This window comes from Acidisoma cellulosilyticum (assembly GCF_020621385.1).
GTDB lineage: Bacteria > Pseudomonadota > Alphaproteobacteria > Acetobacterales > Acetobacteraceae > Acidisoma > Acidisoma cellulosilyticum.
Window position 1 is genome coordinate 18,552 of the sequence record NZ_JAESVA010000001.1, and the last position, 17,375, is coordinate 35,926.

The following is a 17,375-nucleotide window of genomic DNA, read 5'->3' on the forward strand; positions in this document are numbered from 1 at the left end:
TCTCAGCCTTCCTTCGCCCAGCCCTGGCTCAACAACAGGTGCAGCGGCCGCAACGGGCCGAGTTCGAGGAAGTCGAACTCCATCAACCCGTTCTGGCCGAGCGGCAGGGCGGACAGCAGGGCAAGGGCTTCCGCGACCGACGTGACGTTCATCAGAAAGACCGGCCCATTGCCGTTCTGTTGTGACCACCACTGATCGATCTTGCCGGCCAGAAACAGCCTGACCGTATCGGGCACTTCCTCCGACAGGATGGTTTTGCGCTGTTCCGGCGTCAGCGGTGCCAGCAGACGCGCAATGGCCAGAACCTTGGTGGTCGGCACGGGCGGAAAAGCGCTGGCCCGTCCTGCTGAAGCCGGGCTCTGGTCCGTCATGACAGCATCGCTTTCGCCACCCCTTCCGGATCGTCGATCTGCAGCCAATGCCCGGCCGGCAGCACAGTGAGGCTCGCTGTTTTGAGCTGCACTTGGCGCTTCTCCGCGACCGCGACGGTGATATAGGGATCAAGCGCGCCCCAGATCAGTTTCACCGGCACGTCCAATTCTTTCAGCTCTGCCAGATGTCCGGCGTTACGCGCGTGCTCGGCGTAGAACTCCGCGGCCATCAGCACGAAGGCCGGCCCGGAACTCGGATAGTCGCGCGCATAAAGACTGCCTTGCTCGCGCGCGATCCGATGCTCGGTCGCGATGGGACGATCGGCCATGATTACCTCGCGATGGGTTGCAGATGACGTTCAGGCCGCGGCGACGGCTTCCAAAGGGGCTGTCGGCACCACCATTTCCACCCGTCCCGTCGCGCAGTCATAGACCAGGCCCGTGACCAGGGCGCCGACCGGTGTTTTCGGATTGCGCTTGAGCGAGGCAACATCCATCGCGACGGCCGCATGCGGATCGGTAATCGCCATGCTCTCCAGCCCTGCGACCGTTGTGCCCATATGCTTCGCCAACAGGTCCGGCGCATGGGTCTGACAATGGCGGATGCCGCAATCCGTATGATGCAGCACAATGAGGTTCCAGCCCGGCCCGATATCGCCACCGAGTGCGTTCACGACCGAGCGCAACAAGGCCATGGTCTCCAGCGTGCCGGGATCGGTGCGGCCGCCGACATTGCGGATGACCGCTGCCTCGCCGGGCGTCAGCTTGAAAATATCGAAAGGATCGACACGCGGATCGGCGCAGCTGATGATGATCGTCTTGCGCGACGGCATCATTTTCAGACCCGAAACAAAACCGTCAGCCGAAAAATCATCGTTGCGGGCCGCCAGGCTGTCTATGACGTCGGAACTCACGCTCGCCTCCTTATTCCGGTAAAAATAGAGATATTCAACAACTGCCATCGGCAATAAAGATTTAGAGAAATGCCACGCTTTAAATGGAATTTTGTCTTAAAAATCCAAATAAAATTGATATTATATTGACATATTACTAACAAATCGACGATGAGCGGCATTCGTTATTTCAGTGATAGCAACATTCGGGGCTTGCCCCAATGTCATAATTCCCTCGTTTCGGGTCAGGACGGTCTCAGCATGTTGACGGTCGGCTTCGTTGTTTCACCCGGCTTTCCGGTCATGAGCCTGGCAGCCTTATCGGTGTTCGAATTCGCGAATGTCAGCACGGGCAAGCCTTGCTATGATGTGCATATCCTGTCCGAGGACGGCGGACCCGTTGCCACCGCGATGGGCACAAGCCTGCAGACAGAGGCGTGGGGCGACCGCCAGTTCGATACGCTGATCATCGGCGGGCATACGCGGGTTCTTCCGACATCCGCAGGTTTGCAAGCCTTCCTCGCTTCCGCCGCCTAGAACTCCCGCCGCGTCTCCTCCATCTGCACCGGCGTTTTCGCGCTGGCCGATGCGGGTGTGCTGGGGCAAAGGCGCGTCACCACCCATTGGCTGTTTACCGAGGATTTCACGACGCGCTACCCCAACCTTCGGCTGGAGAAGGACCGCATCTTCATCCTGGACGGGCCGATCTGGACCGCCGCCGGCAATAGCGCTGGCATCGACCTGACGCTCGCCATGCTGGAGGCGGATTACGGCGCGGATCTTGCCTATACCGTCGCGCGGATCATGGTCGTCGAGCATCTACGCGCCGGTGAACGCTCCCAGCATTCGGCCCTACTGGCGATGAACCCGCGATCCGACCGTATTCAGACCGCGCTGACCTATGCCCGGCAAAACCTGAGGGGCGTATTGTCGGTGGAGGTTCTGGCCCAGGCCGCCGGCCTAGGCCCGCGCCAGTTCAGCCGCGCCTTCCGGACGGAGACCGGCACGTCGCCCGCCAAGGCGATCGAGACGCTGCGCATCGAAGCTGCACAACTGATGATCGAGCAGAGCAATCACCCGATCGAGATCATCGCGGCCGAGACCGGGTTCGGCGATCAGGAGCGGATGCGCCGCGCCTTCCAGCGTGTGCTCGGCCGCCCGCCGCAGGCGATCCGCGCTCAGGCCAAAGCACGCTAGCCCTCAGCCTGAATGATGGTGATGCCGCGGTCGCGATAAGGCGCCAGTAACGCGGGCGCGGTATCCGCCTCCACCACCAGGCTATCGATCTCGGTCAGCGGTAGAACGCGAAAGGGTGAGACGGCGCCGAGCTTTTCGGCCGAGGCCAGAACCACCGTCTCCGCCGCCTGACGGGCGAGCGCGCGCTTGATGGCGGCTTCCTCGGCGTCACCCGTCGTCACCCCATAGTCAGGGTGAACGCCCGTCACGCCGAGGAAAAAAAGATCGGCGCGGATACCGGCGATCATCTCGACCGCGACCGTCCCCATCGCGACCATGGAATGGCGGAACAGCCGCCCGCCGATCATCTCGACCGTGATCCGCTCATGTCCGGCCAGTTCCACCGCAATGCTTGGGCTATGGGTCACGACCGTCGCCGCCAGGTCACGCGGCAACAGACGGGCCATCTGCACGGAGGTCGTGCCGCCGTCGAGGATGATCACCTGACCCGGCTGCACCATGCGCGCGGCGACCGCAGCCACGGCCATCTTGGATTGCGGCGAGACGGACCAGCGGGCGGGCAAAGCGGCTATCGCGGGGGACGCCGGCAAGGCACCGCCGTGTACACGCAGCAGCAGCCCTTCAGCCGCCAATTCGCGCAGGTCGCGCCGCAGCGTGTCCTCCGACAGGCCCAGCGCCTCCGCAACGGTCTTGGCGACAATCCGCCCGTCCCGCCGCAGCCGGTCAAGGATAAAGGCCTTTCGCTCGGAGGTCAGCATCGCGAATATACCTGAATTTTCTTGACTCTGCACGTTTATGCACGTTTTGTCACGAAATTAAGACCCAGCCTATCGTGAGGGAGACAAGGGATGAGCATCGCCGATCGCGTGCAGGTGCATGAGGTGCAGACCCTCTCGGCCGATTGGTATGTGCTGAAAAAGACCCGTTTCAGCTTCCGCCGCAGCGACGGGGATTGGCAGGAGCAGTGGCGAGAGACCTATGATCGCGGCAATGGCGCGACCATTCTGCTCTACAATCTCGACCGGCGGACGGTCATCCTCACCCGGCAATTCCGCTATCCGACCTTCGTCAACGGGTATGACGATCTGCTGATCGAAACGCCGGCCGGGTTGCTGGATCAGGCCGAGCCCGAGACGCGCATCCGCGCGGAAGTGGAGGAGGAAACCGGCTTTCGCGTCGGCATTGTGGAGCCGGTTTTCGACGCCTTCATGAGCCCCGGTTCAGTGACGGAGAAACTGCATTTCTTCGCCGCCCCCTATGCGCCGCAAGACCGTGTCAGCGCAGGCGGCGGCAATATCGAAGAAGGCGAGGATATCGGATTATTGGAAATGACCGTCGACGTGGCGCTCGCTGGCATCCGCACCGGGACAATCTGCGACGCCAAGACCATCATGCTGCTGCAATACGCGGCCCTTCACATCTTCCGCTGAAGGGTCTCTTTCCAGAAAGCCGCGCCTATCTCATTGTTTCTTTGTGAGATGAGGCGGCGGAATGGCGCGGGTGACGAAAAGCAAGACGAAGCAGGCCCCGGTTCTGCTGTGGTTCCGGCGAGACCTGCGGCTGGCGGACCAGGACGCGGTCGCGGCAGCCGCAGAATCCGGTGCGCCCGTGGTCCCGGTCTTTATCCTGGATGACAGCGACCGACGCCCGCATCGCGCCATCGGCGGCGCCTCCCGCTGGTGGCTGCATTACTCTCTCCAAAACCTGGGTGAAAGCCTGGAGAGGCTGGAGAACCCGCTCATTCTCCGCCGTGGTGACAGCGCGAAGACGATTCTGGCGCTGGTCGCGGAGACCGGGGCAAGCGCCGTCCATACCGGCTTCATGCCCGACCCTGGCGACCGCACCATCGATAAAACGGTGCATGACGCGCTGACGGACAAGGACTGTCAGCTCATCCGCCATCGCACCACGCTGCTGCATGACCCGCATAAGGTGAAGACGCAGACAGGCAATCCCTTCCGCGTCTTCACGCCCTTTTCCAAGGCGTTTGAGGCGCAGGTGCATGTGCGGCCGCCCACCCCAGCGCCAAAACACCTCTCTGCCGGCCCGACCTTGGCATCGGACAAGCTGGCGGATTGGCATCTGCTGCCGACAATCCCCTGGGACAAGGGCATGGCGGAGGAATGGACTCCCGGCGAGGCGGGGGCAGCCGAACGCCTGGCCGATTTCGTGGCGGATGCGGTCTCAGACTATCAAACCGCCCGGGATATTCCGGGCGAAGCCGGCACTTCCCGCCTGTCCCCGCATCTGCATTGGGGTGAGATTTCGCCCTGGCAGGTCTGGGAGGCCGTGGGCCAAGCGAAGGGCCATGCGGGCGTCACCACCTATCGCCGCGAACTGATCTGGCGGGAATTCGCGGCCCATCTGCTGTGGCATTATCCGCAACTGGTCGACCAGCCGCTGCGAACCGAATTTTCCGACTTTCCGTGGCGGGACGACAGGGCCGGAGAAACCGCCTGGCAGCGCGGCCAGACCGGTATCCCCATCGTCGATGCCGGATTGCGGGAGCTTTGGAGCATCGGCTGGATGCATAATCGCGTCCGCATGATCGTGGCATCCCTGCTGGTGAAGCATCTGCTCATTCCCTGGCAAACCGGGGAAAGCTGGTTCTGGGACACGTTGGTCGATGCCGATCTGGCGAACAATTGCGTAAGCTGGCAATGGGTCGCGGGCTGCGGGGCCGATGCCGCGCCCTTCTTCCGCATCTTCAATCCTGTCTTGCAGGGCAAGAAATTCGACCCGAAAGGCTATTACGTGCGCCAATGGTTGCCCGAGCTGAAAGACCTGCCGGACGCCCATATCCATGAGCCTTGGGCGGCGCCAGAGATCATCCTGCGGGCGGCGAAGGTCAGCCTGGGCAAGACCTATCCCATGCCGATCGTCGATCTGGCCGAAGGCCGCGCCCGCGCGCTGGCAGCGCTGAAACAGATCAGCGGGCGGAACGGCTGATGGACCCGGCCGCCAGCGCACCGCCTGTCTCTCTGCCGGAATGGGTGGCGCTGGCCGCCGGGTTTCTGCTCGCCTTGCTGGTGATGGCAAGGCGGCGCTCACCCACCGTGTCGCGGCGCGCTCGCTGGTTGACGGCCGCTTTGTTCATCGCCGCCTGCCTGTTCATCACCATCGCATTCGGCGCCATCCTTACCGCCCATCGCCCTGCCTTGGCCGAGCTGACCAACCAGAGGTGGTTCATCCTGCCGATGGTCGCCATCGCCGTCCTGGCCTTCGTCGCGAAGCAGAATCTTGGCCTCCTTTACGGCGCGGTGGAAATCATCGTGGCGCTGCTGATGTTCTGGTTTTCGGTCCGCGCGCATAATGACAGCCTGCTGGTCAAAGGCCTGACGCTGTCATCCGGCGTCTATGTCTTCGTGCGCGGGATGGAGACCATCCGGAACGGGCTGCGCCGCGGTTGAGAGCTTGCAACTGACGCCGGCCGACCTATCTGCTGGTCACAACAAGCGTGAGGACAAGCCCCATGGCCCGCAGCACTTTTTCAGACTCCGCCCGCGATGCCGCGGGTCGTATTCAGGATGCCGTCGGCGACTTCGCGGATGACGCGCAGGACCAGGCTCGCCGTCGCTACCGCACGGCCCGCGGCCAGGCCGAGGGCTATTTCGACGAAGCGTCGGACCGCATTCGCGAGCAACCGCTGGTCGCCGGCCTCGCGATTCTCGCGATCGGCTATATCCTCGGTCGTCTTCGCGTTCTCTGAGCCTTGATGCGAGCCCGCCACTGGCGGACAATGCCTGCATGAGCGTTCATGAGACATCCATGGAAGCCCGGAGCCGCCCCTCCGGGCTTTTACATGTCCGACTTGCTTTGGAATTCGCCGCGATCTTCATCGGCGGCCCACTGGCTATCCTCGCCATCCACCGTGGCGGGATTCTGTTCCTGATCCTTTGGCTCGGCGCATTGGTGGCCTGGGCCGGAACCCGCGGCCGGGCCAAACTGCCCAAACCCGCCGCGATGCACGAGATCAGGGGCATTCTGATCCGTTTCGCGGTGCTGGCCCCGCTCATCACCCTCGTGACCTGGGCCGCCTTCCCACACCTGTTCCTCAGCCTGCCGCGCCAGCGCCCGCTGTTCTGGGCGCTGATCATGGTGCTTTATCCGCTGCTGTCGGTCTGGCCGCAGGAGATGCTGTATCGCTCTCTGCTATTCCATCGCTATCGGGCGCTGTTCCGCAGCGATATCGCCCTGATCCTGGTGAGCGCTGTCGCCTTCGGCTTCGCGCATATCATCTTCCTGAACTGGATCGCGATCGCCATGACAGCGGCCGGCGGGCTGCTATTCGCGCGGGACTATGCGCGTCACCGGTCCCTGCCGCTCACCTGCCTGGAACACAGCCTTTACGGTTGTCTGATCTTTACCGTCGGCCTCGGCCGGTTTTTCTATACCGGTGCCGCCTGGCATCATTGAAACAATCGTCATCCGCGCACGACGATTGGGTCAGATCTCTTCGACCGCCGAAATACCCGGCATCACCTTCAGCGCCGCCGCCAGACGCGGTGAGACATTGAAGCGCCCGGGCAGACGGATCTCGGCCTCGCGCGCCGCGTCCAGACGCGGGTGAAGAATAACCTCGCCCCGCCCTGCCCCTTCCTGCTTCAGCAGGGTCCGGATATGATCGACCGCCGAGGTTTCCGACAGCCAGACGCGCATGCCGACGCCGGCACCCGCTGCCGCCTTTTCGAGTGAGGTCACATCCTGCGCGGTGATGCGCAGCGCGTCGCCGTCCATGCGCAGATCGACCGTCACCAGCAGCGCACTGCCTTCCCGCATGAATTCCTGAGAGCGCGACAGCACTTCGCTGAACATCGTCACCTCGAAACTACCGCCGCCGTCCGACAGGCGCAGCCAGGCCATGCGGCCACCGGTCTTGGTCGGGCGCACCTTGGGTGATCCGACAACGATGCCGGCCACCTTCACGCGGCCGACGCCGTTTTCAGCCACCGTCTGCAACCGGGCGCTGGTCGTCACACCCAGACGCCGCAGCGTCGATCCGAAACTATCCAGCGGATGGCTGGTGAGATGAAACCCGATTGCCTCGGCCTCGAAACCCAGCCGGTCCAGCATCGGCCAATCCAGCAGATCCGGCAGGCGCAGCGGCTCGGGCTTCGCATCCGCCCCGCCGAATAGGCCAATCTGACCGCTGCCGCGATCCTCCGCCGTCGCCTGGGCGCGCTTGAGCAGAATTTCGGCGCCCGTGAACAGCCTTGCGCGATTATTGTCGAGATGATCGAAGGCGCCAGCCTTGATCAGGTTTTCCAGCTGCATCTTGTTGAGCAGCTTGGGGTCAACGCGCTCGGAGAAATCCGCGAGCCCGTCGAAGGGTTTCGCACCCCGCGCGGCCGCGACCGCCTCCATCGCCGACTGACCCACGCGCTTGACGGCAGCCAGCGCGTAGCGAATGGCGAGCTTACCGTCCGGCAGACGCTCCACCGTGAAATCGGCACCGGATCTGTTGATGTCCGGCGGCAGAATGGTGATGCCCATGCGGTTGGCTTCCTGACGGAAGGCAGCCAGCTTGTCGGTATTGCTGATCGCCAGGCTCATACAGGCCGCGATGAAGGGTACCGGATGGTTCGCCTTCATCCAGGCGGTCTGATAGGCGACCAAGGCGTAAGCCGCGGCATGAGACTTGTTGAAACCATAGTCGGCGAACTTCGCCATGAGGTCGAAGATTTCACCGGCCTTCTCAGCCTCGATCCCTTGCGCCATCGCGCCGTCGGTAAAGATCTTGCGCTGGCTTTCCATCTCCGCGCGGATCTTCTTGCCCATGGCCCGGCGCAGCAGGTCGGCCGCGCCCAGGCTATAGCCGCCCAGCTTCTGGGCGATCTGCATGACCTGTTCCTGATAGACCATGATGCCATAGGTCTCGGACAGGACATCGTGAATATCCGGATGCGGCGGCTCCCACGCCTCACCATGCTTGCGCTGGCAATAGGCCGGGATATTGGCCATCGGGCCGGGCCGGTAGAGGGCCACCGCCGCGATCAGATCCTCGAACCGGTCAGGGCGCATCTGGCGCAAAACGTCGCGCATGCCCTGACTTTCAAACTGGAAGACGCCGCCGGCGTCACCCCGCTGCAGCATCTCGTAGGTCGACACATCATCCAACGGCAGCGTGTCGATATCGACGTCGATATCGAGCCCCTTCAGGAAGGTGATGGCGCGACGGATGATGGTCAGCGTCGTCAGACCCAGGAAGTCGAACTTCACCAGCCCGGCCTGCTCGACATGCTTCATGGAATATTGCGTGACGAGGAAGTCCGACCGCGGGTCCTTATACAGCGGCACAAGCTCGGTCAGCGGGCGGTCCCCGATGACGACGCCGGCGGCATGGGTGCTGGCATGGCGATAAAGCCCTTCCAACTGTAGCGCGATTTCCAGCAGCCGGCGCACGGATTCGTCCTCGTCTCGCATCTGCTGCAACTTCGGCTCGCCGTCCACCGCCTCTTTCAACGTCACCGGTTTGGCGGGATTGTTGGGGATCAGTTCCGCGACGCGGTTGACCTGACCGAAGGGCAGACCGAGCACGCGGCCCACGTCACGCACCGCTGCACGCGCCTGCAGCTTTCCATAGGTGATGATCTGCGCGACACGATCCGACCCGTATTCGCGGCGCACATAGGAAATCACCTCATCACGGCGATCCTGGCAGAAGTCGATATCGAAGTCGGGCATCGATACGCGTTCCGGGTTCAGGAAGCGCTCGAAGAGCAGACTGAAGCGCAGCGGATCCAGCGCGGTGATCGAGAGTGCGAAGGCGACCAGCGAACCCGCGCCCGACCCACGACCCGGACCTACCGGAATATCGCGCGCCTTGGCCCATTGGATAAAGTCGGCGACGATCATGAAATAGCCGGGGAAGCCCATGCGGGCGATGACGCCCAGCTCGAAATCCAGGCGTTCGGTATAGATTCGGGTTGTATCCTCATCTGCCTTCAGACGCGCCAGATAGGCATCCAGGCCCGTATGGGCCATATTGCGGACCGTCTCCTCCTCCGTCATGCCCTCCTGCACCTTGGGGCAGACGGGCAGCAGCGGCTTGCGGCTTTCGGCCATGACCGCGCAACGCTGTGCGATAGCCAGCGTATTGTCGCAGGCCTCCGGCAGATCATGGAACAGTTCACGCATCACGGAAGCAGGCTTGAACCAATGTTCCGGCGTCACGTGCCGGCGGTCGGCTTCCGACAGCACGCGCCCTTCCGCGATGCACAGCAGCGCGTCATGCGCTTGATACATGCTCTCGGTCGCGAAATAGCAGTCATTGGCGGCGACGATGGGCAGGCCGATCTCATCCGCCAGCGCCAGAATGCCAGGCTCGATCGCTTTCTCGATTGAGAGGCCGTGGCGGTGCAGTTCCACCGCCATACGGTCGGGGAAGAGTTCCGCGAAACGCGCCAGCAGCCGTGCGGCCTCGGCCCGCTGCCCTTCGGCAAGCAAGCGGTTGATCGGCCCGAAGGTGCCACCGGTGAGCAGGAACAGCCCTTCCGAGAGTTCGGCCAGCCGCTCGAATGACACCTGCGGCTTCAGCCCGGCCTCGGTCTCCAGATAGGTGACGGAACTGAGGCGCTGCAGATTGGCGAAACCGACCTCAGTCTGGGCCAGAACGACAATCGGATCGGGCGGCAGACGCGGCAGATCGGCCCGCGCCAAGCCGATCTGGCAGCCCATGATCGGCTGCACGCCTTTACCCGTGGCGTATTGGGCGAATTCCAGGGCGCCGAACATATTGCTGCTATCGGTCAGCGCCAGCGCCGGCATGCCGTCGCCGGCCGCAAGGGCGATCAGCTTGTCGACCTTGATCGCCCCTTCGCTAAGCGAATAGGCGGAATGGGCGTGCAGATGGACGAAGCTTTTGGCGATCATGGCCCAAACCTAATCCATCAGACCCGAGTCGTGCAGCCAGACTCTCCGCAAGGCTCCGACCCGATCAGCCAGCCATTTTGATCCCGACCTGTGCCGCCATACGTGCCAGCACGGCGGGGTCGGATATGCCCTGGACATCGCGGCGCGGCGTATAGGGCGCTTCCAACTGCGCTGCCTCCTCGTCCGTCAGGGTGATGGACAGCGCGGCAATCGCATCGTCGATATGGCTGGTCTTGATCGCGCCGATGATCGGCGCCGCGACAGTCGGGTTGCGCCTGAGCCAGGCAAGCGCGATCTGCGCGCGGCTGACACCACGTTCGGCCGCCACGGCACCAACGGCGTCCACGATGGTCTGGTCACTGGTCGAGGTCAGGTCATACAGCAGAGCCGCATAGGGTTCGGCCTCGGACCGCGCCGTGGTCTCCCCCCAGGGCCGCGCCAGCCGGCCGCGCGCGAGCGGGCTATAGACGATCGTCTGCACGCCTTCATCGGCACAAAGCGGCAGCATCTCCCGCTCCTCCTCGCGAGCGATCAAGCTGTAGCAATCCTGCATCGAGACGAAACGCGCCCAGCCATTGGCCTTCTGCAGATGCAGCGCCTTGCTGAATTCCCAGGCCATCATCGACGACGCGCCGAGGTAGCGCACCTTGCCCATCTTCACGAGGTCATGCAGCGCCTCCAGCGTCTCCTCCCAAGGTGTCCGCTGATCGCGGCGATGGATCTGGTAGAGATCGATGTAATCGGTGCCGAGCCGCCGCAGGCTGTGGTCCACCTCCGTCATGATCGCCTTGCGCGACAGGCCGACGGCATTGGCGCCGGTCCGCATCGGCGCCATCAGCTTGGTGGCGATGACGACGCTGTCACGATCCGCGAAATCCTTCAACGCGCGGCCGAGGATTTCCTCGCTCGTGCCGAAGGAATAGATATTCGCCGTATCGAAGAAATTGATCCCCGCCTCGATCGCGTGGCGGATGACCGGACGCGCCGCTTCCTCATCCAGCGACCAGGACGGATGGCCGCGCGATGGCTCGCCGAACCCCATGCAGCCGATGCAGATCGGAGAAATATCGAGACCTGTATGACCGAGCTTGACGTATTGCATGCTAGTCTCCCTGACGACATATAACCGGACGATTGTCCGATTATCGATCGCAGCGTTAACGGACAACTGTCCGTTTAGTCAAGAGAGACGATGACCGACGACGAGATTCTGCGTGCCGATGCGCGCGCCAACCGAGATCGCATTCTGGATATCGCGCGCGCGGCCTTCGCGGCTGACCCGGATGCGTCCCTCACCTCCATCGCCAAGACCGCCGGCGTCGGCCAAGGCACGCTGTATCGGCATTTCCCGAGCCGCGAGGCCTTGGTGGTCGGCGTCTATCGGAAGGAGATCGACGGGCTGGTTGCTCTGGCGCCGCAGTTGCTGACAGAACACCCGCCGCTTCAGGCATTCCGGCTGTGGTGCGAGCGGCTGGCGGAATTCGGCCGCATCAAGCAGGGCGTCGCCGATGTCTTGCAGGCGGCGAAATCGGACCGGGATGTGCAGGAAACCTACGGGCCGATGGTGGCCGCGACCCGCCGGTTGATGGACGCCTGCGAAGGCGCGGGCCTGATCCGGGCGGGCGGCGACCCGGAGGATGTCCTGCTGATCCTGAGCACCCTGTTGCGTATCCCGCCCGGCCCCGCCGGAGAGGCAAGGGCCGCGAGGCTTATCGCCTTCGTGTTGCAGGGCCTGGGCGCCGACGACAAAGGCGCGTGAGACGCTGGCTGGTCATGACCTGCGAAAGATCTAACTTAGAACGGAAATTTTCGCCTTGTTTTGGCAACCGGGCGATGGTTTCAGCCGACCGACTCAGATAACGCCACTGCTTTGATACGACAAACCGCGTCCAAATCATTTTCCGTGACGAGACTCATTCAAATCTATTGCTGCGCGAATGAGCGCCTTCAAGGCTTCGCCATCGATCGCATCGCCGTCACGGATATCGATGGCCCGCCGCACATTGCCGTCGAGGCTGGCATTGAACAGGCCGGATGGATCAGGCAGCGCCGCCCCCTTCGCGAAGGTCAGCTTGACCTTGTCGCGATAGGTTTCCCCCGTGCAGAGAATCCCGCCATGCGACCAGACAGGAACGCCCGAGGGGTTGGAGGGTTTTTGCCATTTCATCTCCTCCACGACCTCGGCATCGGCTTCATGGATAAGCGCACGGATGCGAGACAATATTTCGCCAAGCCCGTCAGACAAGGACGCGATCTTTGCGTCGACGAGCGCAGATGTGGATTTCACGGTCTGAGACGGGCTCTTGCCATATCCTGTTTTCCTTCCCGTTCCGCAGGATAAACCCGCCTTCGCTGGCGGTACACATTCTATCAGTACAGGCCATCACCAATAGGGCGATCAAATCGCCGGCATCGGGGAAGCTTCGCGCAGATGGCAGCGACCGCCATTGCCCGCACCCGATCCGACGAAATGCCTTCACAAAGTAGATTGCGCCCTTCCCTTGCAAGCCTGGATCAAGCAAGCAGACGGCATGACACGAGGCATCTGGATGTGACTGACCTGACCGAAGGCATGCCGCCCGCCCCTCCGCTTTGGCTTCTGGCGCTGATCACCTTCAGCGGCACCTTCGCGATGTATATCTTCGTCCCAGCCTTGCCGATGGCGGCGAAAGATCTGCACGCAGGCATCGCCACCATCCAGATGACGGCAAGCCTGTATATTCTCGGTCTTGCTGTCGGGCAGCTCTTCTACGGACCCTTGTCCGATCGCTTCGGCCGCCGCCGCGTCCTGATGGCCGGGCTGACCCTTTACACGCTGTCGGGGCTGGTCGCGGCGCTGGCCGTCAGCGTCCATATCCTGATCATTGCACGATTGTTCCAGGCCATGGGCGGCTGCTCGGGCCTTGTCATCGCGCGGGCCATCGTGCGGGACACCTCGGCGCCTAAGGATACCGCGCGGCGCCTGGCGATGATGAATCTCATGGTCACGCTCGGGCCCGGCATGGCGCCCATCATCGGCAGCCTTCTGACCAATACATTCGGCTGGCGCTCGATCTTCGTCCTGCTTTGTTCTCTGGGACTGCTCAATCTTGTCCTGGCAAAGATCAGGCTGCCGGAGACAGGCGGTCGCAGCAATACGGACCTCACCACCCTCGCCCGCAACTACGCGTCCCTGCTCGTCTCGCCCCGGTTCATCGGCTATTCCATCGGCGGCGGCTGCGCCACGACCTCGGTCTATGCTTTCATCTCCGTCGCGCCCTTCGTCTTCGTCGGCGAATTGCATCGGCCGAGCTACGAGGTGGGCATCTATCTGGCGGTCATCATCGGCGGCATCTGGCTCGGCAGCATGCTGGCCAGCCGCCTGATCAACCGTATGCCCATGGTGCCGCTGCTGATCGGCACCAATCTGATCAGCGTGGTCGCCGTCGTGATTTTCCTGGCCGCGGCGCTTACAGGCCATCTATCGGTCTGGCTTGTCGTCGCCAGCGTCTTCGTTTTCTCGGTAGGCGTGGGCACGGCATCGCCGATGGCCCTGACCCAGGCGATCAGCGTCAACCCCCATGTCATCGGCTCGGCCTCAGGCCTGTATGGCTGCACGCAAATGGCCGTCGGCGCGCTTTGTACCGCGCTCGCCAGCCTGGGCCGAGACCCGGCACTCGCCGCCGCATCGGTGCTGGCGGGCGCCGGGGTCGTCAGCCAGGTCGCGTTCTGGTTCGCAAGCCGGCCGGGCAGCCGGTGATCAGGGCAGATCGATCAGCCGTCCGCCCTGTAGCGTCACACGACGGTCCATGCGCCCGGCAAGGTCCGGGTTATGGGTCGCGATCAATGCGGCCACGCGCTGACCGCGCACGGCGCTCAGCAATTCGTTGAAGACGATATCGGCCGTCTTGGTATCCAGATTGCCGGTCGGCTCATCCGCCAGCAGCACGCCGGGTTTGTTCGCGAGCGCGCGGGCAATCGCGACGCGCTGCTGCTCGCCGCCCGAAAGCTTGCCCGGCAGATGCTTCAGACGATGGTCCAGCCCGAAAGCCGCCAGCAATGCCTGCCCCCGAACTTCGGCGGTCTTGCGCGCGACACCCGCGATCATCTGCGGCAGGACGATGTTTTCGAGCGCCGTGAATTCCGCGAGCAGGTGATGGAACTGATAGACGAAACCGACGCGGTCACGGCGGATGGCCGTGCGCGCATTGTCCGGCAAGGCGCCTGCGTCCCGCCCGTCCATCATCACGCGACCCGCGTCAGGCCGGTCCAGCAGCCCGGCCAGATGCAGCAGGGTCGATTTGCCCGAGCCTGAGGGTGCGACCAGCGCCACAATCTCACCGGCCCGCAGCGTCAGGTCGATCGATGTCAGCACATCCAGGCTGCCGGCATCGGTGCGATAGCTGCGCCGCACCGCTTCCATGACCAGCGGCTCATTCGTCACAGTGTTACTCATGACGCAGCGCCTCCACAGGGTCGGTTCGCGCCGCGCGCCAGGACGGGTACAGGGTTGCCAGCAGCGACAGCACCAGCGCCATGATCAGCACGGTCGTCACCTCGCTCCAATCCAGCACCGCCGGCAGCTGCTCCAGGAAATAGACGGTCGGATCGAACAGCGTCGTGCCGGTGATATGTTCCAGCGCTTGCCGGATACGCTCGATATTGGCGCAGAAGACGACACCGAGGACAAAGCCGATCAGCGTGCCGGTGACACCGATGGAAGCGCCCGCCATCAGGAAGATGCGCATGATGGCACCACGGCTGGCGCCCAGCGTGCGCAGCACCGCGATATCCCGGGTCTTGTCCTTCACCATCATGATCATGGATGAGATGACATTGAAGGCCGCAACCACGATGATCAGCGTCAGGATCAGGAACATGACGTTCCGCTCCACCGTCACGGCCGCGAAGAAACTGTCATTGGACTGCTGCCAGTCGACGACGGAAATCGGCTTCGATGGCAGTGCCGCGCGAATGGCCTGGTTCACCCCACTGACATCGTCATGGTTCTTGACCGTGACTTCGATCTGCGTTGCCTTGCCCGGCGCATCGAAGAAAGTCTGCGCCGCGTCGATGGGCATGAAGACGAAGGTGGAATCGTATTCCTGCATGCCGACATTGAAGATGCCGACGACCTTATAGGCGCGGATGCGCGGAATGGTGCCGATGGCCGTCGCATTGCCCTGGGGGCTGACGAAGGTGATGTTCCCGCCGACCGTCAGCCCCAGGGACTGCGCCAGGCCGGAGCCGATGATGACCGCATCGTCGCCGGTCATGGCGTCGATGGACCCGGCCAGCATGTGGTTGGAGACAGAGGTCTGCGCCTCCAGATCCGTCTGGCTGATCCCGCGCACCACCCCGCCGGTGGCGCCACCATGGGCACCGGTCAGCAGGATTTCGCCCTGATAGACCGAAGCCGCGTTGATGACGCCCGGAATGCCGCGAATGGTTCGCGCCGTCGCATCATAATCCGTGATCTGCGTGCCCCCGGCGCCATAGACGCCAAGGTCACCGTTCAGGCCCAGGATGCGCGACAGCAGGTCCTGCCGGAACCCGTTCATGACGCTCATCACGATGATCAGCGTCGCGACACCCAGGGCGATGCCGATCAACGAGAAGATGGCGATGACGGAGACGAATCGCTCGCCCTTCCGGGCGCGCAGATAGCGCCCGGCGACGGTACGCTCAAAGGAACCGAACATCAGTTGGCGATCAGGCCGATTTTCGCGAGCGCTGCCTCGACCGTCAGTTCCTCACGCTCGCCGGTCGCCCGGCGCTTCAACTCCACCATGCCGTTCGCCGCGCCGCGCGGCCCGATGATGATCTGCCAGGGATGGCCCATCAGATCGGCATCCGCGAATTTCACGCCCGCGCGCTCGCTGCGGTCGTCATAGAGCGCGACCTTGCGGAGCTTGCCGTAGACGTCCTCGGCCATCGCATCGGTCACCGCGTCACCCTGCTTGAGGTTGAGGATGCCGACCTTGAAGGGTGCCACGCTGTCCGGCCAGATGATGCCGGCCTCGTCATGGCTCGCCTCGATCAGCGCGCCGACCATGCGGCTGACGCCGATGCCGTAGCTGCCCATTTCCGGGAAAAGCTTCTGCCCGTCCGGCCCGGTGACGGAGAAGTTCATCGCCGCCGAATATTTGGTGCCGAAATAGAAGATATGGCCGACCTCGATACCACGGCCTTCGCGGCGACGGTCTTCGGCGACCTTCCCCCAGGCGTCCAGATCATGCTTCTCGTCCGTGGCGGCATAGTTGCCGGTCATGATGCCGAAGAAACGTTCAAGGTCTTCTGACTTGTCGATATCGAAATTGCCGGCGCCGTAGTCCACATCCTCGAAAGCCGCGTCATAGAAGACCTGGCTTTCGCCGGTCGGCGCCAGAATGATGAATTCATGGCTGAGGTCGCCGCCGATCGGGCCGGTATCGGCCACCATCGGAATGGCCTTCACGCCCAGGCGCTGGAAGGTGCGCATATAGGCCAGCATCATGCGCCGGTAGATGATCACCGCGCCGGCATAGTCGAGCGCGAAACTATAGGCGTCCTTCATCAGGAATTCACGGCCGCGCATGACGCCGAAACGGGGGCGCACCTCGTCGCGGAACTTCCACTGAATCTGGTAAGCGGCCTGCGGCAATTCCTTGTAGCTTTTCACCGACTGACGATACAGGTCGGTGATCATCTCCTCATTGGTCGGGCCGAACAGCAGATCGCGCTCGTGACGATCCTTAATCCGCAGCATCTCCTTGCCGTAATCCTCGTAGCGGCCGCTTTCCTGCCAGAGCGTCGCCGGCTGGATGGTCGGCATCAGCACTTCCTGCGCGCCGGCCGCGTCCTGCTCTTCCCGCACGATATCAGCGATATTGTTGAGGACGCGCAAACCTGCCGGCAGCCAAGCATAGATGCCGGCAGCCGTCTGCCGCACCAGACCGGCACGCAGCATGAGGCGATGCGAGGCGATCTGCGCCTCGGACGGCACTTCCTTGATGGTCGGGATCAGGCTTTGGGATAGACGCATCGGCGTTGCATTCTTTCTCGGCTTGGACTGAGGCTCAGG

General features: G+C 63.1%; 19 protein-coding genes and 1 pseudogene. 10 read left to right on the forward strand and 10 right to left on the reverse strand.

Going from position 1 to position 17,375, the window contains the following annotated elements; genetic code table 11:
• Positions 1-2 precede the first annotated feature (2 nt).
• The 3 genes from ACELLULO517_RS00100 to ACELLULO517_RS00110 are packed head-to-tail and all read right to left on the reverse strand — an operon-like array spanning position 3 to position 1,285.
• Complete coding sequence (locus ACELLULO517_RS00100) at positions 3-371, reverse strand: hypothetical protein (protein WP_227304378.1); 369 nt, start codon at positions 369-371, stop codon at positions 3-5.
• Positions 368-700 carry an alpha/beta fold hydrolase gene (locus tag ACELLULO517_RS00105; protein ID WP_227304382.1) on the reverse strand — a complete coding sequence of 111 codons (333 nt, stop codon included), beginning with the start codon at positions 698-700 and terminating at the stop codon, positions 368-370. Before ACELLULO517_RS00105 ends, ACELLULO517_RS00100 begins: the two co-directional genes overlap by 4 nt.
• 30 nt (positions 701-730) lie before the next feature.
• On the reverse strand, positions 731-1,285 hold the full coding sequence (locus ACELLULO517_RS00110; RefSeq protein ID WP_227304385.1) for a carbonic anhydrase: 555 nt from the start codon (positions 1,283-1,285) through the stop codon (positions 731-733).
• A 240-nt stretch (positions 1,286-1,525) separates the two neighbouring features.
• On the opposite strand from ACELLULO517_RS00110, the gene ACELLULO517_RS00115 reads away from it, so the two are divergent.
• From ACELLULO517_RS00115 to ACELLULO517_RS28530, 3 genes and pseudogenes are all read left to right on the forward strand, one after another.
• Positions 1,526-1,801 carry a helix-turn-helix domain-containing protein gene (locus ACELLULO517_RS00115; protein WP_227304388.1) on the forward strand — a complete coding sequence of 92 codons (276 nt, stop codon included), beginning with the start codon at positions 1,526-1,528 and terminating at the stop codon, positions 1,799-1,801.
• 18 nt (positions 1,802-1,819) lie between these two features.
• Positions 1,820-2,014 (forward strand): annotated as a pseudogene (locus tag ACELLULO517_RS28525) (DJ-1/PfpI family protein); the annotation flags it as partial.
• 3 nt (positions 2,015-2,017) lie between these two features.
• On the forward strand, positions 2,018-2,461 hold the full coding sequence (locus ACELLULO517_RS28530; protein WP_406566232.1) for a helix-turn-helix domain-containing protein: 444 nt from the start codon (positions 2,018-2,020) through the stop codon (positions 2,459-2,461).
• On the opposite strand, the gene ACELLULO517_RS00125 is transcribed toward ACELLULO517_RS28530, so the two are convergent.
• Positions 2,458-3,219, reverse strand: a complete 762-nt coding sequence (locus tag ACELLULO517_RS00125) for a DeoR/GlpR family DNA-binding transcription regulator (RefSeq protein WP_227304391.1) — start codon at positions 3,217-3,219, stop codon at positions 2,458-2,460. The genes ACELLULO517_RS28530 and ACELLULO517_RS00125 overlap by 4 nt on opposite strands.
• 90 nt (positions 3,220-3,309) lie before the next feature.
• On the opposite strand from ACELLULO517_RS00125, the gene ACELLULO517_RS00130 reads away from it, so the two are divergent.
• The 5 genes from ACELLULO517_RS00130 to ACELLULO517_RS00150 all read left to right on the forward strand — a co-directional run bounded on the left by ACELLULO517_RS00130 (position 3,310) and on the right by ACELLULO517_RS00150 (position 6,877).
• Complete coding sequence (locus ACELLULO517_RS00130; protein WP_227304394.1) at positions 3,310-3,891, forward strand: NUDIX domain-containing protein; 582 nt, start codon at positions 3,310-3,312, stop codon at positions 3,889-3,891.
• 61 nt (positions 3,892-3,952) lie between these two features.
• Complete coding sequence (locus tag ACELLULO517_RS00135) at positions 3,953-5,410, forward strand: cryptochrome/photolyase family protein (RefSeq protein ID WP_406566216.1); 1,458 nt, start codon at positions 3,953-3,955, stop codon at positions 5,408-5,410.
• Positions 5,410-5,871: a hypothetical protein gene (locus tag ACELLULO517_RS00140; protein WP_227304402.1), complete on the forward strand. Its 462-nt coding sequence runs from the start codon at positions 5,410-5,412 to the stop codon at positions 5,869-5,871. The genes ACELLULO517_RS00135 and ACELLULO517_RS00140 overlap by 1 nt, the downstream gene beginning before the upstream one ends.
• Before the next feature lie 62 nt (positions 5,872-5,933).
• Positions 5,934-6,170, forward strand: a complete 237-nt coding sequence (locus ACELLULO517_RS00145; protein ID WP_227304404.1) for a CsbD family protein — start codon at positions 5,934-5,936, stop codon at positions 6,168-6,170.
• 59 nt (positions 6,171-6,229) lie between these two features.
• Positions 6,230-6,877, forward strand: a complete 648-nt coding sequence (locus tag ACELLULO517_RS00150) for a CPBP family intramembrane glutamic endopeptidase (RefSeq protein WP_227304407.1) — start codon at positions 6,230-6,232, stop codon at positions 6,875-6,877.
• Between the two features lie 30 nt (positions 6,878-6,907).
• Here ACELLULO517_RS00150 and dnaE read toward each other — a convergent pair whose 3' ends face one another.
• Both dnaE and ACELLULO517_RS00160 read right to left on the reverse strand, forming a co-directional pair.
• Positions 6,908-10,333 (reverse strand): DNA polymerase III subunit alpha, encoded by a 3,426-nt coding sequence (gene dnaE / locus ACELLULO517_RS00155; RefSeq protein WP_227304410.1) that lies wholly within the window; start codon positions 10,331-10,333, stop codon positions 6,908-6,910.
• Positions 10,334-10,397: 64 nt separating this feature from the next.
• On the reverse strand, positions 10,398-11,435 hold the full coding sequence (locus ACELLULO517_RS00160) for an aldo/keto reductase (RefSeq protein ID WP_227304413.1): 1,038 nt from the start codon (positions 11,433-11,435) through the stop codon (positions 10,398-10,400).
• A 90-nt stretch (positions 11,436-11,525) separates the two neighbouring features.
• Between ACELLULO517_RS00160 and ACELLULO517_RS00165 the strand changes: the two genes are divergently transcribed.
• On the forward strand, positions 11,526-12,092 hold the full coding sequence (locus ACELLULO517_RS00165) for a TetR/AcrR family transcriptional regulator (RefSeq protein WP_227304416.1): 567 nt from the start codon (positions 11,526-11,528) through the stop codon (positions 12,090-12,092).
• A gap of 135 nt (positions 12,093-12,227) precedes the next feature.
• Here ACELLULO517_RS00165 and ACELLULO517_RS00170 read toward each other — a convergent pair whose 3' ends face one another.
• The gene (locus tag ACELLULO517_RS00170; protein WP_227304419.1) at positions 12,228-12,578 is read right to left on the reverse strand and encodes a DUF1801 domain-containing protein; all 351 of its coding nucleotides are present in this window, start codon (positions 12,576-12,578) and stop codon (positions 12,228-12,230) included.
• Between the two features lie 306 nt (positions 12,579-12,884).
• On the opposite strand from ACELLULO517_RS00170, the gene ACELLULO517_RS00175 reads away from it, so the two are divergent.
• On the forward strand, positions 12,885-14,072 hold the full coding sequence (locus tag ACELLULO517_RS00175) for a multidrug effflux MFS transporter (protein WP_227304423.1): 1,188 nt from the start codon (positions 12,885-12,887) through the stop codon (positions 14,070-14,072).
• On the opposite strand, the gene ACELLULO517_RS00180 is transcribed toward ACELLULO517_RS00175, so the two are convergent.
• Genes ACELLULO517_RS00180 through proS form a run of 3 tightly spaced genes read right to left on the reverse strand, consistent with a single transcriptional unit; the run spans position 14,073 to position 17,336 of the window.
• Positions 14,073-14,768, reverse strand: a complete 696-nt coding sequence (locus ACELLULO517_RS00180; RefSeq protein WP_227304426.1) for an ABC transporter ATP-binding protein — start codon at positions 14,766-14,768, stop codon at positions 14,073-14,075. It abuts the gene before it with no gap.
• On the reverse strand, positions 14,761-16,014 hold the full coding sequence (locus tag ACELLULO517_RS00185; RefSeq protein ID WP_227304429.1) for a lipoprotein-releasing ABC transporter permease subunit: 1,254 nt from the start codon (positions 16,012-16,014) through the stop codon (positions 14,761-14,763). The genes ACELLULO517_RS00180 and ACELLULO517_RS00185 overlap by 8 nt, the downstream gene beginning before the upstream one ends.
• On the reverse strand, positions 16,014-17,336 hold the full coding sequence (gene proS / locus ACELLULO517_RS00190) for a proline--tRNA ligase (RefSeq protein WP_227304433.1): 1,323 nt from the start codon (positions 17,334-17,336) through the stop codon (positions 16,014-16,016). The genes ACELLULO517_RS00185 and proS overlap by 1 nt, the downstream gene beginning before the upstream one ends.
• Positions 17,337-17,375 lie beyond the last annotated feature (39 nt).